This window comes from Zongyangia sp., from assembly GCF_965361945.1.
Genome location: NZ_CBDTOK010000021.1, coordinates 1 through 14,856 on the forward strand (window position 1 = coordinate 1; position 14,856 = coordinate 14,856).

General features: G+C 49.1%; 14 protein-coding genes. 12 read left to right on the top strand and 2 right to left on the bottom strand.

Annotated features, from left to right (window positions below; genetic code table 11):
* Positions 1-1,552, bottom strand: a 1,552-nt coding sequence (locus ACZ25G_RS01200; RefSeq protein WP_463681255.1) for a cadherin-like beta sandwich domain-containing protein, incomplete at its 3' end; no start/stop codon positions are given.
* Between the two features lie 294 nt (positions 1,553-1,846).
* Here ACZ25G_RS01200 and ACZ25G_RS01205 point away from each other — a divergent pair.
* From ACZ25G_RS01205 to ACZ25G_RS01250, 10 genes are all read left to right on the top strand, one after another.
* Positions 1,847-2,122, top strand: a complete 276-nt coding sequence (locus ACZ25G_RS01205) for a metal-sensing transcriptional repressor (RefSeq protein WP_191482645.1) — start codon at positions 1,847-1,849, stop codon at positions 2,120-2,122.
* A 327-nt stretch (positions 2,123-2,449) separates the two neighbouring features.
* A complete protein-coding gene (locus tag ACZ25G_RS01210) occupies positions 2,450-3,223 on the top strand; it encodes a DeoR/GlpR family DNA-binding transcription regulator (protein WP_191510254.1) in 774 nt (257 codons plus the stop codon).
* A 55-nt stretch (positions 3,224-3,278) separates the two neighbouring features.
* Positions 3,279-4,295 (top strand): sugar ABC transporter substrate-binding protein, encoded by a 1,017-nt coding sequence (locus ACZ25G_RS01215; RefSeq protein WP_463681256.1) that lies wholly within the window; start codon positions 3,279-3,281, stop codon positions 4,293-4,295.
* A gap of 87 nt (positions 4,296-4,382) precedes the next feature.
* Complete coding sequence (locus ACZ25G_RS01220; protein ID WP_463681257.1) at positions 4,383-5,906, top strand: sugar ABC transporter ATP-binding protein; 1,524 nt, start codon at positions 4,383-4,385, stop codon at positions 5,904-5,906.
* 25 nt (positions 5,907-5,931) lie between these two features.
* The gene (alsC, locus tag ACZ25G_RS01225) at positions 5,932-6,897 is read left to right on the top strand and encodes a D-allose ABC transporter permease (protein ID WP_191482649.1); all 966 of its coding nucleotides are present in this window, start codon (positions 5,932-5,934) and stop codon (positions 6,895-6,897) included.
* A 23-nt stretch (positions 6,898-6,920) separates the two neighbouring features.
* On the top strand, positions 6,921-7,724 hold the full coding sequence (locus ACZ25G_RS01230; RefSeq protein ID WP_463681258.1) for a glucose-6-phosphate isomerase family protein: 804 nt from the start codon (positions 6,921-6,923) through the stop codon (positions 7,722-7,724).
* A gap of 19 nt (positions 7,725-7,743) precedes the next feature.
* Entirely contained in the window at positions 7,744-8,376 is a 633-nt protein-coding gene (hxlA, locus tag ACZ25G_RS01235; RefSeq protein ID WP_463681259.1) for a 3-hexulose-6-phosphate synthase, read from the top strand.
* Positions 8,377-8,378: 2 nt separating this feature from the next.
* Positions 8,379-8,948, top strand: coding sequence for a 6-phospho-3-hexuloisomerase (hxlB, locus tag ACZ25G_RS01240; RefSeq protein WP_463681260.1), 570 nt, complete (start codon positions 8,379-8,381; stop codon positions 8,946-8,948).
* Positions 8,949-8,968: 20 nt separating this feature from the next.
* The gene (gene alsK, locus ACZ25G_RS01245; protein WP_463681261.1) at positions 8,969-9,889 is read left to right on the top strand and encodes an allose kinase; all 921 of its coding nucleotides are present in this window, start codon (positions 8,969-8,971) and stop codon (positions 9,887-9,889) included.
* 9 nt (positions 9,890-9,898) lie between these two features.
* Complete coding sequence (locus ACZ25G_RS01250) at positions 9,899-10,573, top strand: ribulose-phosphate 3-epimerase (RefSeq protein WP_463681262.1); 675 nt, start codon at positions 9,899-9,901, stop codon at positions 10,571-10,573.
* Between the two features lie 48 nt (positions 10,574-10,621).
* Here the strand turns inward: ACZ25G_RS01250 and ACZ25G_RS01255 are convergent, their stop codons facing one another.
* Positions 10,622-13,567 carry a GDSL-type esterase/lipase family protein gene (locus ACZ25G_RS01255; protein ID WP_463681263.1) on the bottom strand — a complete coding sequence of 982 codons (2,946 nt, stop codon included), beginning with the start codon at positions 13,565-13,567 and terminating at the stop codon, positions 10,622-10,624.
* Between the two features lie 327 nt (positions 13,568-13,894).
* Here ACZ25G_RS01255 and ACZ25G_RS01260 point away from each other — a divergent pair, with 327 nt between their 5' ends.
* A complete protein-coding gene (locus ACZ25G_RS01260) occupies positions 13,895-14,257 on the top strand; it encodes a BlaI/MecI/CopY family transcriptional regulator (protein ID WP_463681264.1) in 363 nt (120 codons plus the stop codon).
* A gap of 2 nt (positions 14,258-14,259) precedes the next feature.
* Positions 14,260-14,856, top strand: a 597-nt coding sequence (locus ACZ25G_RS01265; RefSeq protein ID WP_463681265.1) for a M56 family metallopeptidase, incomplete at its 3' end; no start/stop codon positions are given.

Sequence of the window (14,856 nt, forward strand, 5' to 3'; positions counted from 1 at the left end):
AGATCAGTCCATTGGGATCATTGAGCCGCTTGATCTCAGGAGAGAAGTGGAACTGAGAGCGATATTTCTCAAGATAGGAGGTCTGAGGATCCCCTTTCCTCTTGATAATCAATGTGGTAATGGAAATAAACCCGGTATCCTCATCTTTGACATGGATGGTCAGGGTGTTATCTCCCACCTCGAGGGGGATGGCGGTTGCCTGTCCTACCTGCGCCGGTTCTCCATTGATGGTTACCGACCCACTGCCGGATACCGTAGGAGTCAGAGAAATGGAATCTGTCTCATAGGGGACCTGTCCGGCATATTCATAGACGTCGGGAGAAAAGGCGGGAAGCAGTTGAAAATCCGGGCTTTCCAGGCCAGAAAGAGAAGCTAGGGATTCAGAATCCAGTGGCTGATAGTTGACGTTCTGGAACATAAGTGTGGAGCCGGACAGATTCAGGCCAAAGACTCCTGACAAGCATTCGTCGTCAGAAGCAGTGATAGCCAACTGATCATCCACATACAGGTTGATAGATGGCCCGCTGCATACCACACGCAGGTGATAGGTCTCCTTATTTTCCGTTAGGTTATAGGGACCGCCTACGTGGCGTTCATTGATGACCTGCCCCGCGCTATTCTGATTAAATTTGAGCAGGCGGATATCTCTGCCCTTAACCATGGTGGCAAGATAATAGACGTGGTGATCCTCAGCGGAACGGAAAATAAGTCCACCTGCACAGGCGCCGCCCACAAAGGTTACATCTGCGTCATAGATAAAATCAGAAGCAGAAGTGGTGCTGAAAGCCGCACAGTTGCCGTCTCCTACACCCTGATAACCGTTTTCAGTTTCGTTCCATGTGCCGGTTTCGCCCTGCCAATTTTCCAGATTGGTCTCGAAGTTGGGGACGACGGGAGGTGTATTGTCGGTAAACTGGATGTTTTCGAATTTGGCGGCCGTTGCGCAGCTGGCAAATCCAACATATCCGCCGTTATATTTTTCATAGGCCGGCATGGTGATTTTTGGGGTCTCCATATCCCGGACATAGACTTTAAATACCTTGTCGGTGCCTACTTCCAGTTTGATATGTACCGTTTCGCCGACCGAGATAGGCTGGTCCAGGATGGCGGTTTTATCGAAACCGGTGAGATCCTGTTCAATAAAAATACGGACACTGTTGGGGCCTAAATGGACGGCGCCCCAATAGGTGGCGGGATTTTCCTTGTTGGTGACGCCGAAGAGGAAACCGGCCAAATTAAGATTCATAGCACTCGATTGAAGGGTAATGTCCGCTTCATATACAAATGCTTTGGCGCTGGTGCCAGAAACTGCAAAATTGTTGGCTCCAGTATCCTCTAGGGTCAAGGTGTTAGATGGTTCATCATAGGACATGTTGGGGCCGGTCCAGTTTCCCAGCGGTCCTGTTTCACCCTGCGCGGCAGGGGCTGATGCTGGCTGGGGGACATCAATGGCGAAAACCAACCCAGTCCCCATGGATGAGCAGGCAATAAGAATTGCCATCACAAATGCGGTAAGTTTCCCAGCTATAGATTTGGAAAATCTTCTTCTCATGTTTTTTCGTACCTCCTATTTCTTCTTTTCCAATGGTGACCGTCATTTTTTTACCTCCTTTTTCAGGCACACCATTTATCACTATTTTATATGAATTCGTAGAAAGATAAAAGATTTATGATAGATGTTTATAATATTCAGTAAAGTTATCCGAAAACTATCAGCTTGTTTTAGTAAAGTTCATTCTGTTATTTTCGACTCTTTACCAAAGGCTTGACTTAGGAATTGCTTGACAAAAGCTGATTTTCACCGGATAATAATACATATGCCCCTTGTGGTATAGGAGGTGTAGCAGTGAGACAATGTATGGATGCGGATAATTTGCACCGGCGGCTAAAAAAGATCATCGGCCAAGTGCAGGCCATCGACCGAATGGTAGATGAAGATGTGCCTTGTGAAGATGTTTTGGCGCAGATTAATGCGGCAAAGTCAGCACTCCACCGGGTAGGACAGGTGGTGCTGGAAGGGCACATCCAGCACTGTGTCAGGGATGGAATCGAACATGGAGACGCGGATCAGACCATTGCCAACTTTACGAAGGCGGTGGAGCGCTTCGCCAATATGACCTAATTGCAGAGAGGAAAAAACCAGCTGTGAAGGCTGGTTTTTTTTATTCGGGAAAACCCTATAAAAAGAAATTCAGACAAATAGAAAGGTGATATAATATGGTGAAATGTTGATTATTTTTGTGCATTTAGCTGAATGCACAAAAGGGGATAAAAAATTACAGCAATTATACAAAAAACGGTTTTTTCTATTGACAGTGAATTTATAGCTAAATATAATGTTGACATAGAATAAAAGAAATAAAAATACTTTCAAACGAAAATAAAAGAATGTTGTTTTGAACATAGAAAAGGAAAGAGATGGATTATGATTCCTATGGGAGAAAAAAAGATGACAGAAAGACAGACCCGGATTTTAAATATTATTTCAGAAGAAAAAAAGGTAGAAGTCATCAAGCTGGCGGAACTCATGAACGTGACCCAGGTTACCATCCGCAAAGACCTTGACTTTTTGGAGAGCAAAGGTCTCATCCGCCGTCAGCACGGTACGGCGGAGCTTGACGCGGAGGACGATATTACCAACCGATTGGCCTACCATTATTACCAGAAGTCGTTGATCGCGGCGCAGGCTGCGGAAATGATCGAAAATGGCGAGGTTGTCATGATCGAATCCGGATCCTGCTGTACACTGCTGGCGGAACAAATCGTGCAGAAAAGAAAAAATGTGACCATCATCACCAATTCTGTTTATATCGCGAATTACATCCGGCCGGCCACCTCCAACAATGTTGTCTTGCTGGGAGGCTCTCTGCTCATGGAGCCTATGGTAACTGTCGGGCCTATTATGTGCCAGGCCGCGACCAATTTTTATGTGGATAAGTTTTATACTGGGACGGATGGTTTTACCCCGAATGGATATTTTACGGGAAAAGACATTATGAGGGTGGAAACAATTCGGGTGATGTCGAAACAAGCCAAGAAGACGATCATCCTTACCGAATCGAATAAATTCTCCCGGCAGGGGACGCTGGCCCAGTTCCCAGCGGACGACGTCTATGCGGTTTATACGGATACGAAGATTCCGCAAAATGTCAGGGAGTATTTAGAGGAACACAATGTGGTTGTCAATACAGTAGATACAACCAAGGGAAGGGAGGGAAAATAAGTCAGCGTTTTATTGGGAAGAAAAATTTAGAGCAATGCGAAGGAAGGGTATATTTATGAAAAAGGTATTGTCAGTTTTACTCGTGGTAGCGCTTTTCATCGGCTGCTTGGCAGGATGCAGCGGAAGCGGCGATGGAAGCAGTCAGTCAGCTTCTGACTCATCCGCATCCACTTCATCGGGTGATGGAGAGCGGTTGAAAATCGGTATTGTCTTAAAGACCTTGGCCAGCGAATACTGGGTGGATATGGCTGATGGTATTAAGGCCAAAGCAGAGGAACTGGGAGTTGATGTGGAAATCATGGCCGCGGCCTCTGAAAGCGATACCGGCGGACAGCTACAGATGCTGGAAGACATGGTATCCGGCGATTATGACGGCATTGGTGTAGCGCCTATTACCGACACCAACCTGATCAACGGTGTGGCCGCCGCATGTGAAAAAGGTATCCCCGTGGTTGACTTGGACCAGAGCTTTAACGAAGAGGAACTGGCAGCAGCTGGCGGCTGGCTGGTAGGCTATTGCACCACCGACTATGTGGTCACAGGGGAACAGGCCGGAGAGTATCTGGCACAATGCATGGGAAACAGCGGTAAAGCCATTATCATCGAAGGTATGGCAGGCAACCTTTCCAGTGAATCCAGAAAAGAAGGCTGTACCAACGTTTTGACCGAGGCCGGCATCGAGGTCGTTGCCTCCCAGCCTTGTGACTGGGACCGCCAGAAAGCCATGGATGCCACCACCAATCTCCTGAGTGTAAATCCAGATGTAACCGGCATCTATTGCTGCAATGATACCATGGCCCTGGGCGCGCAACAGGCTGTGGATAACCTAAACCTTGGCGATCAGGTCTTTGTTGTAGGTACTGACGGCAATTCCGAGGCCATTGAATCCATTGCCAGCGGCCACATGGCCGGTACAGCAGCGCAGAAGCCGGATGTCATCGGCGCTACCTGTTTGGAGATGTTGGTAGAGTTCATCCGCAGCGGTGAAGAGGGCGGCATGGACTATGAGATGGAAAATGTCCTGTTGGATTCCTACATCATCAATCGGGAAAATGTAGAAGAGTATCGATAATAGTGTAGAAGAATAAGAAGTAAACGCAGAGTGCCTCCTTTTGGATTTTACCCAGAAGGAGGCACTTCACAGAAAGGGAAAAGGCATATGGAAAATCTCGTCGAAATGAAGGGAATTACCAAGCTGTTTCCAGCTGTCAGGGCGCTGAGTGAGATCGATTTGGATTTACGCCCGGGAGAAGTTCATCTGCTGTTGGGAGAAAATGGCGCCGGGAAATCCACATTGATGAAAATACTCAGCGGTGTTTATACCCCTACGGAAGGGATTATCCGTATTGGGGAAAAAGAATACAAATCCCTGACACCGCAGCTTTCCCAAGAAAATAAAATTGCGATTATCTATCAGGAACTGAGCGTTATCAATGAGCTAACCATTGCAGAGAACCTGTTTATCGGCAAGCTACCGGTCAAAAAGCTAGGGGGATTTTTCCCCATTGTCAATCGGAAAGAAATGATCAATCGGGCAAAGGAGCTGCTCGGTCAAGTTGGCTGCCACCATGATCCCCTGACACTGGTCAGTGAACTTTCCATCAGCGAAAAACAGCAGGTGGAAATTGCCAAAGCGCTGGCCAGTGACGCGAAAATTTTGGTGATGGATGAGCCTACCTCCTCTTTAAGTGCTGAAGAGACTGAGCAGCTTTTTGCCGTTATCCGGAGCCTCAAGGAAAAAGGCGTAGGGATCATCTATATCTCCCACAAGATGAGCGAAACCCGGGCAATCGGAGACCGTGTCACCATCCTCAAGGACGGCAAGCGGGTCACCACCATGGATATGAAGGATGTCAAGGACGAAAACCAAATCGTCTCCCTCATGGTGGGCAGGGAACTAGCGTATCAAATCCTGCGCCGACCCAAAGCGGATGGGGAACCGGCGCCAGAAGTGGCCCTTAAGGTAGAAAACGTCACCCGGGATGACGAAAAGGTACGAAACATCAGCTTTGAACTTTATAAAGGAGAAATTCTGGGCTTTGCCGGATTGGTAGGTTCTGGACGGACTGAGCTGATGAACACCCTATTCGGCGCCGAAAAGATGAAGGAAGGCAAAGTATGGCTAGACGGTGAAGAAATCCAGGTGCGTTCCCCGTACCAAGCGGTAAAAAAGGGAATGGCTTTTATTACGGAGAGCCGTCGAGAAACAGGACTATTTGACAACTTTGATATTACCAAAAACATCGCCACGGTTTACAATATCAAGCGCACCTCCCTGGCGGGACTTTCTGGACTGATTCACACCAAGAAGGAACGGGAGATAGCCCTCAAACAGAAAAAGGATCTCTCCATCCGCTGTACCGGCGTAGACCAAATGGTCCTTTCCCTTTCCGGTGGAAATCAGCAGAAGGTCATTGTGGGAAAATGGCTGGCGTCCGAGTCGAATCTGATGATTTTTGATGAACCTACCCGTGGCATTGACATCGGCGCCAAGAGCGAGATTTATCAAATCATGCGGGGCCTTGCAGATGAGGGAAAAGGCATCATCATGGTTTCCTCCGAGCTACCCGAGCTTTTGATGCTCTGCGACAGAATCGTAGTATTCAACAGAGGGGAAATCGCGGCCATTTTTGATGGAGAAGAAGCAACGGAAGAAAAAATTATGGCGGTTGCGGCCAATTAAATAGAAAGAGAGTGCGGTGAAAGATATGAATCATAATTTGCAAAAAAAGCTTTCGCTTTATTGGGATAGATTTGGCACCCTGGTTATCCTCATATTGCTCATCTTTTTTATAGCGCTGTTTGGACCCTCTCAGTTTATTTCTCCCAGTAACCTGGTGCAGATTGGTATTCAAAGCTCGATTAATATTATCATTGCCTGCGGAGAATTTTTCGCTATCCTGATTGCCGGTATTGACCTGTCAGTAGGCTCTGTCATGGGCTTGGTGGGGATGATTACCGCCAAACTGATCGTACTGGACATCATGCCCTGGTATGTGGCGGTATTGATAGGCATTTTGGCAGGTGCTTTGTGCGGTATTTTTAACGGGCTGTTGATTAACGTTACCGGCCTGCATCCCTTTGTCATTACCTTGGGTACCCAATCAATCTTTCGGGGCATTACCCTGATTGTTTCGAATGCAACCTCAGTTTATGGATTCCCTCAGTCCTTTAAGGACGCGATGGGAGGTTGGCTGGGAGACGTCATCCCCAGTACCATCCTGATTGCCCTTATCCTGGCTGCCATCCTGTGGTTTTTCTCATCTAAGACGGTCATGGGACGCAATATCTACGCTTTGGGCGGCAATAAAGAGGCCGCATGGTTTTCTGGCATCCATACAAAATGGTATACTTTGATCGTACATACCCTCTGCGGTGTTTGCTTTGGTCTGGCGGGCATCGTCTATACCGCCCGTATCGGCTCAGCGGAACCGCTGGCAGGCCAAGGCTATGAAACCTTCGCCATTGCCTCAGCTATCATCGGCGGTACCAGCTTCTTTGGAGGCCGTGGAAAGATCCCCACGGTAGTGGTAGGTGGCTTGATTATCGGTACCATCAATAATGGACTCAATATGCTGGGCGTCAGCTCTTACTATCAGCAGATTGTCACCGGTGCATTGATTATCATTGCCGTCACCGTTGACCGGCTGTTCAAAGGGAAATCTGCAAAATAAACAATGGGGAAAGAAGGAAAGAAATGAGACAGTTAAATTTTGGCCTGCCCATTTCCATTGATGAAAAAAACGGAGAAGTACGCCTTGGGAAGGATATCCTCTGTGAGAGCGCTGCGGCGAAGAATTTCAGCGGTATCAAGCATCTTGCCTACAACGAAGGGGAAGCGGATGACAATGAGCACTGCTATACATTTTACCAAAATATCTGGACAAGCCAAGATGCGCCGGTGTTCCAACAGCGGCAGATGACCAACGGGATCACCGTATTAATGCCGGGCTTAATGGGATATGAGTGCCGGAAAAACTCTGGCCACTATCATGGTTTGCCCCAGGGACATACCAGTACCTTGCCAGAGGTATATGAGGTGCTCTGCGGGAAAGCGGTATTTTTGATGCAGCAGTCCCATGGTTTTCTGGATGAAAGGGGACCCTTACAGGTGGAACGACTTCGGGCCTTTTTCCTTCACGAGGGAGAAAAGGTCGTGGTCCCTTCCTTTACCGCCCACTGTGTTATTAACGTAGGGGAAGGCCCTATGGCATTTGGCAACCTGTCGGTACCTTGTCCGCTCCACTATGAGCCCATTGGGAGGATGCATGGCTTTGGCATGTATCTTCTAAAGGTGGACGGACAGTTGGTCTTTGTCCCCAATAGCCGCTATAAGGACCTGCCTCAGTTAGAGATTGCGCGGCCTAGGGAATGTGGAAAATTAGGGATTCAATTTAATAAGCCTTTGTACACAGCCTATAAGGAAAATCCGGAGCAGTTTGAATATCTTTGGAATCCGGAACCATATGGGGATGCAATCGACACACTCTATGAGGGATAAAGGATAAGGAGGGAAAATGATGAAATTACAGATTGCACTTGACTTGGTAGATACAAACACCGCCTTGAAAATGGTGGAAAAAATCCAGGACATCATCGACATTGTGGAGATCGGCACCCCCATGATTGTAAAAGAGGGAATGGCGCCGGTAAAGGCTATGAAGGAAAAGTTCCCCCAGGTGACGGTCCTGGCAGATGTCAAGATTGCCGATGGAGGGGCCATTGAATCCGGATATGCGGTGGATGCTGGCGCGGACATAGTCACGGTACTGGCCATCGCTTCCGACCAGACCATCATGGGCGCCCGAGACGCCGCCCACAAAGCGGGACGAGAAATTTATGTGGATATGCTCAGCGTTCCCGATGTGGTGGCGCGTGCAAAAGAGCTGGACGCCATGGGGGTAGACTATATCGGCGTACACACCGCCTCTGATGTCCAGGGGCTGGGGAAAACCCCCTATGAAGAGCTGCGGCAGATCTCGGAAGTGGTCAAAAATGCCAAAATAGCCGCCGCGGGGGGGATCAACCTGGGAACCATTGGTAAGGTCAAGGAATTGGGCGCGGATGTAGGCATTGTGGGCAGTGCTCTGACCAGCGCTCCCGATCTGCGCCAGGCAGTGGAGAGCTACCAGGCAATTATTAAAGGAGAATGAGCATGAAAGACTGCATAGAGACAAGCGTTGCCATTGCCAATGAGTTGGCGGAGAATTTGAGCAAGATTGATCGGGATGCTGTGGAAAAGCTGATGGAAGCCATTTTGGGAGCCAACCGGATTTTTTCCGCCGCCTGCGGGCGTTCTCTCCTGATGATCCGGGGACTGGCCATGCGGCTGATGCATCTAGGACTTACCTCCTATGTGGTTGGTGAGACCGTCACCCCAGCCATTGAGCCGGGAGATCTTCTTGTCATCGGCTCCGGCTCCGGGGAGACTAGCTCCTTGGTTTCCATGGCAAAAAAGGCCAAAGCTCTGGGCGTTAAGATCGCCCTCATGACCATTTATCCCGACTCTACCTTGGGTAAGCTAGCTGATATTGTCGTCCACATTCCCGGCGTCACTGGCAAAAGCGACAGGGAGAGCGGAGCGGTTTCGGTACAGCCGGGAGGCAATATGTTTGAACAAAGCATGTTGCTTTTAGGCGACGCCTTGGTGATCTGTCTGGCCGACCGGGCCGGGCTTCAATTGACAGACAAGTCCATCATGAAGCGTCACGCCAACTTGGAATAAAAGCAAAAGGAGGAGAATCCATGAAACCTTTTGCCATCGGTATTGACATTGGGGGGACCCACCTTCGTTTGGGGGCGGTCACTCCAGAGGGCCAGGTGGAACACTTCGAGAAAAAGTCCAGCCAAAACCTTCGGGAGGGGGATGGACCGGCCAACCTGATTGAAGATATCAGGCAATATCTAGCTCAGCACCAGCTGGAAGGCCAGGTGGAGGCGATCGCTATCGGTATTCCCGGAACGGTGAGTAAAGATAAGCGCCAAGTATTTAGCGCTCCCTATCTTTCCGGCTTTTCGGGAATTGAGTTAAAGCAGATATTGGAGCAACAGCTGGGCCTTCCGGTCTATCTGGACCGAGACGCCAATTTTCTACTCTATAGTGACATGTACTGCCACAAGGACATCATTGACACAAATAAGATGGAGATGCTGGTCGGACTCTATTTTGGATCAGCGGTGGCCAATGCGTTTTTTATCCACGGCAGCTTTTATGATGGCGCCAGCGGGGTAGCTGGGGAAATCGGTCACAATCCTCTTTATGGGCTGGAAGAAAGAGATGTCTGTGGAAACACTGGATGCGCTGGATTGCGGTGCGGCGGAAAATACTTGGAAAAAATTGCGGGCTTATATTATCCAGAGATTCCTTTTCACCAGATTTTTGAGAAAAAGAAGGAGGAAAGACGAATCCGGCAATTTGTAACCGACATGGCGATCCCCATTACCCAGGTGGCCAATATCCTGGATCCCGACCTGATTTTTGTGGCCGGAGGCGTCACCGATATGCCGGAATTTCCGTGGGATCTACTGGATGAAGCGGCCAGGGAACATATGCGTCATCCGCTGCCAGCAGAGTCCTGCAAATTGGTGTTCACACGGCACAGTGCCCAAAGCGGCGTTTTGGGCGCTGGACTGTATGTGTTTTTCGAGCGCGCGGCAGAAAGATAGGAGGATTCTATGAAAGATTTACTAGCCCCATCCATTATGTGCGGTGATCTTTTAAACCTGGAGCGAGAAATCCGAATTTATAAGGAAGCCCAGGCGGATTTGATCCACTTTGACATTATGGATACCACCTTCACCAAGACGACGATGTTACCTCCCATGCTAGTCCCCATGATAAAAAGAGCAACCCAAATACCGGTAGACATCCATGTCATGGTGGACCGTCCGGAACGTTTTATCGACACCCTGCTCCCCATATGCAAAGACTGTTATGTAAGTATCCACGCGGAGGTTACCAAGGAACTGCAAAATCTCCTCAAGGAAATCAAGACTGCGGGAGGAAAACCTTCCGTAGCGCTCAATCCCGGTACTTCCCTTTGTCTCATTGAAGAAGTAGCGCCTTTGCTGGACATGGCTTTAATCCTCAACTGTAATGCGGGTCACGGAGCAAAACAGGATATCAATATCCAGATGGAGGATAAGATCCGGAGGGCCAGAGCGCTTTTGGATCGAGCCGGCCGTCAGGATGCTATGCTGGAGGTCGACGGAAACATCTCCTTCGAAAACGCGAAAAAAGCACAGCGCTGTGGCGCCAATGTTTTTGTTTTGGGTACCGCTAGTATCTATCGACCGGACAGTGGTGTTGTGGAGAATATGCAAAGACTCCGGGAGCATCTGGCAAAGTAAAAGAGCATAAAAAACAGGAGGCTTTTGCCTCCTGTTTTTTATGTGCTTTTATTTACGCCGGGTCAGGGTGACTGCGGTAGCAGCTCCGAGAAGAAGAACCATGGCAACGATGGGATAAGCAATATCTCCGGTTACCGGGTTTTCCTTATCTCCGCTGGTGGTATGCTGATTATCCTGCCCATCAGTGTCGGGCCAATGCCAATCGCTTTCGCTGCCACCGGGAATGGACGGGTGCTCCTCCGGCTGATTGGGTTCTTCGGGGGGTTCACCGCCGCCCAGTGCAGGAATGGCAAGCTGGACGGGGATTTCTATAGACTCGCCGTTCAAAGTAAGGGTAATGACGCCAGTGATAGAACCAGGCTGGGTAGCGGTTGCTTCTGTCAGGGCAAAGTCTTCTGTCCACTGGGCAGAGATTAGCTCATTTTCGATGCATCCTGCTACCAGCGCCATCAGGTCATCCGCAGTGGTCTCATTGGCGGCCTCATACTGGGAAAGAGCCTGCTTGGCAGCATCTGCTGCTTCCTGGAGGGTCTGGGCAGTTTCGCAGAAGTGCAGCACATATTCCTGATATCCTCTGTGATCCCCGGAGGTGACGGAGATGGTCACGGTTGCCGGCAGAGTATCGGAGGAAGTGGTGATGTTGATCTGAGCATCCTTGCTGGTGGCGGTTGCAGTGATTTCAGGCATGCTTTCGCCACGGTCAAGGACAATGTCATAGGAATAGTCATCGGAGGAGAAATCAGCCAGCGCTTCGCCATCTAGGGAGATGGAAGCTAGTTCTGCGGAAGCTAGTCCGCGAATATATTTGGCAAACTCCTCTGCGATAAGGGTGTAAGCTCCATCATTGGGATGGATGGTATCGGGGAACCACTCGGGATGCCCAGCGGAGAAGGAGTGCATATCAATGACATCCAATCCCAATTCCTGACCGATTTCCTCAATGGTGGGGACAATTTCTTCATGGATATAGGTCTTTTGAGGTTCAGCACCGTAGCTTGTCATGGGCAGAGCCAAAAATACCTTGGGCTGAGAGGGAAGATTCATGTATTCCTGAGCTAAAGCAGTATAATCGCCTTTGAATTTATATCCCTCGTTTTCCCATACCCAGTCGATACCATCGTTGGTACCTAGCATGAGGATGACAATATCGGGGTCAAAGGCTTTGCCAAGCTCATAGCGGTCCACCTTCCGGTAGGAAAGCTGACCTCCATCGATAGCGTTAGATCCGCCCACACCAGCGTTGTAAACCAGGTAGTCATCGCCTAGGATCTGCTGGAGCTGTGCGGGATAGGAATAACGGTTAAAGTCGGAGGAACCATAGCCCTCCGTGATGCTGTCGCCCACGCAGAGAACACGGATGGGCTGGGTCAAACGCTGGGCTTGCTCTGTTTTTTCTAACAGGATCGACCTATTAGAAACCAGAAGCTTCTGGATGGGGGAGAGCGCCTCATAGGCGTCATACACCTCGAGGATGTCCTCTTTGTTAGCCGGTGTTACAATTTCGGGCAGGCTGTCAATCTGCTCTTCTATGGCAGCTGCCGCCTCCTTGTCAGCCGCGCTGGCAGTCGAAGGGGTAAAGATCGTAACGGTATATTCTTTCTGTGTACCATTAGCGGCTGTTACGAGATAAGTGACCGGCTGGGAGAAATCCTGAGCCTGGCCGGAAGCTTTATCGCATACAGCGCCATCGGAGAGCTGGAAGGTGGGAGCAATATTGGTCAGATCGGTACCATCCTCCACGAGGAAATAGAAATTCTGGCCATCATCATACTGTGCAATACTGGATTCCACCGAGAGGTTGCTCAGTTCTGTATCCCAGGAACCGGTGGTGAGCTGTAGATTCTGGAACTGGACAATGGCATTGTGTCCCATGACGCCAACACGGCCATTGGTATACAACTGAGTAGTATCCAGATCCACAATTTCATTGAAAATTTCTACACCGCCGAAGGTGTAGCTGATTTTTCCGTCGTTATACTGTAGTTTAAAATGATAGGTTTTGCCTGCTTCAGGAGTGATCCCAGCTTCCACAAATCTGTTTTTGGCCAGATCGCTGACCAAGCTGCCCTGCCAAGGATACTCAAAAATACGGAATTGCTGGGCCAAGGCGCCGGTGGAGAGGTCGAAATTGATACAATAGCCGCCGGTTGCGCCAGGATTTTCACTTTGCGCCTGAAAGATGACACCCATGGCAACGCCGGAAATCATGGTCATATCCCCTTCAAAGACAAAGGGACCATCGATATTCTCTCCCGCAATGGCAAATGCGTCGCTGGACATGGTGGCGCGCAGGCCATCCTTGGTTTCTGTCCACTGACCGCCGGTATAGGTCAGATCAGAGAGATTGCTGACAAAATTGCTCTCTTCTGGATACTCGGTCAGCATGGCGCTGTGATAAGTTACATCACTATAAAAGGTGTTGAGGCCGAAATAACCGCCGGGAAGAACAACTCCCGACTGAGAAGCGACAAAAATGTCATTGAGATATGCCGAAAGGGTATCAGTACCGTCATAGTCAATGCGCAGGGTCATTTCGGTAAGACCCGCCTCCGCGGGGGTGAGCTGGCGGGACGTATCCCAGAAGCCGGAGCCGCCGCCATTCCAGAAAATGCGGGAGTCATTGCGGCCCTTGTCCACATTGAGGCTATAAAAATGCCCTACTGGATTGGCTGGATCTTGAACGCCGAAGATAATACCAGCTACCGTACTGTTGTCGTTGAGGGTAAAGGAAACTTCATAGGAAAACGGTTCTCCCGGAGTATAGGCCACATCGCTGAGGTAGTAGCCGTCGAGTCCCTTGTTGTTTCCTCGGACACCGTCTGCGGTTTCTTCCCATGTTCCCGTGACAGCGTGCCATCCGGTCAAATTGGTGGTAAATCCCTCTGGTGCGTCAGTTGACAGCGTTTTGTAATCGCTGTCAACAGCCTGCTCCGCAGTGGGAACGTCGATGGCCCAGGCGCTGATACCTGCGACCAGCGAGAGCGATAGGAGCAAGGCTGTCAGCCTCGCCCAAATACTTTTCTTCTTCTCCAATTATCTTCCCTTCTTTTTAGAAAAATTGTGTTTAATACACTTATAGTAAGTATTAAATTTTTAGCCAATAAAATCAATTCAAGGAGGGCTTGTTTGTAATTTTTGTCAATATGCGCAAAAACGTTTTAATGTTTTTATATGACCAAAAAATTGATGGAAAAAGTTGTCTGATTTTAATAAGTAGTCAGGACAACTTTCTCAGGCAAATTGGACTGTTGACAGTTTGGTCTAATTATGATAGACTAAAATCGATGGGTCGAATGATATTAGATCAAAGGAGGAGAAAGAATGGAGCGGTACAAACTAGGGGAAATGGAGCAGAAATTCGCAGAGATTATCTGGGAACATGAACCAGTTCCGTCAGGGGAACTGGTACGGCTATGCGAAGAAAAATTTCGCTGGAAAAAATCCACCACGTATACCATGCTCAAGCGGCTTTGCAACCGAAAAATCTTTGAAAACAGGGAAGGCACCGTCAGAGCCCTCATGAGCAAAGAGGACTTTCAGGCCATCCAGGGAGAAGAATTTTTGAAAGAGACGTTTGACGGATCCCTTCCACAGTTTTTAGCGGCGTTTACCCGGCGCAACAAACTAAGCGAAGAAGAAATTAGAGAACTGGAATCCTTGATTGAGGGGTATAAGGAGGGGTAAAGGTGTTGGAGCAGGTTTTCTTACAGGTGCTCAATATGAGCTTTACGGCAAGCTTTGTGATACTGTTTGTGTTGGTGGTTCGTCTATGCCTGAAACGGGCGCCTAAGATTTATTCCTATGGGCTTTGGAGCGTTGTCCTTCTCCGATTGGCTTTCCCTTTTTCTTTTGAAAGCGTGCTGAGCCTGCTTCCCACAAACGCGGAGCCAATACCAACGAATATTCTGGATTCCCCCACACCTGAAATCGACACTGGAATCCGATTGATCGACCAGGCGGTCAATCAGGCGCTTCCCGCCCCAGTGGAGGTAGGAGCCAGTGTCAGCCCCATGCAGGTGCTGGTATGGGCGGGAAGCCTCATTTGGATTGTGGGTATTGGAATATTGCTGATCTACAGCATGGTAAAATTGGCCATTTTACATAGGAACCTTCAATTTTCTATCCAAGACGAGGAGAATATTTATTTGGGAGAAGGATTGGAAACTCCCTTTGTCATGGGCCTCATCCATCCTAAAATATATCTTCCCTCCGGACTTTCCGACCAGGAAAGGCGCTATATCCTTCTCCACGAGCAAACCCACATCCGGCGAAAGGACCATATT

Coding starts and splice junctions, on each gene's coding strand:
- ACZ25G_RS01210 (WP_191510254.1), top strand. CDS start 2,450: ATGACAGAAAGACAGACCCGGATTTTAAATATTATTTCAGAAGAAAAA.
- ACZ25G_RS01215 (WP_463681256.1), top strand. CDS start 3,279: ATGAAAAAGGTATTGTCAGTTTTACTCGTGGTAGCGCTTTTCATCGGC.
- ACZ25G_RS01220 (WP_463681257.1), top strand. CDS start 4,383: ATGGAAAATCTCGTCGAAATGAAGGGAATTACCAAGCTGTTTCCAGCT.
- alsC (WP_191482649.1), top strand. CDS start 5,932: ATGAATCATAATTTGCAAAAAAAGCTTTCGCTTTATTGGGATAGATTT.
- ACZ25G_RS01230 (WP_463681258.1), top strand. CDS start 6,921: ATGAGACAGTTAAATTTTGGCCTGCCCATTTCCATTGATGAAAAAAAC.
- hxlA (WP_463681259.1), top strand. CDS start 7,744: ATGAAATTACAGATTGCACTTGACTTGGTAGATACAAACACCGCCTTG.
- hxlB (WP_463681260.1), top strand. CDS start 8,379: ATGAAAGACTGCATAGAGACAAGCGTTGCCATTGCCAATGAGTTGGCG.
- alsK (WP_463681261.1), top strand. CDS start 8,969: ATGAAACCTTTTGCCATCGGTATTGACATTGGGGGGACCCACCTTCGT.
- ACZ25G_RS01250 (WP_463681262.1), top strand. CDS start 9,899: ATGAAAGATTTACTAGCCCCATCCATTATGTGCGGTGATCTTTTAAAC.
- ACZ25G_RS01260 (WP_463681264.1), top strand. CDS start 13,895: ATGGAGCGGTACAAACTAGGGGAAATGGAGCAGAAATTCGCAGAGATT.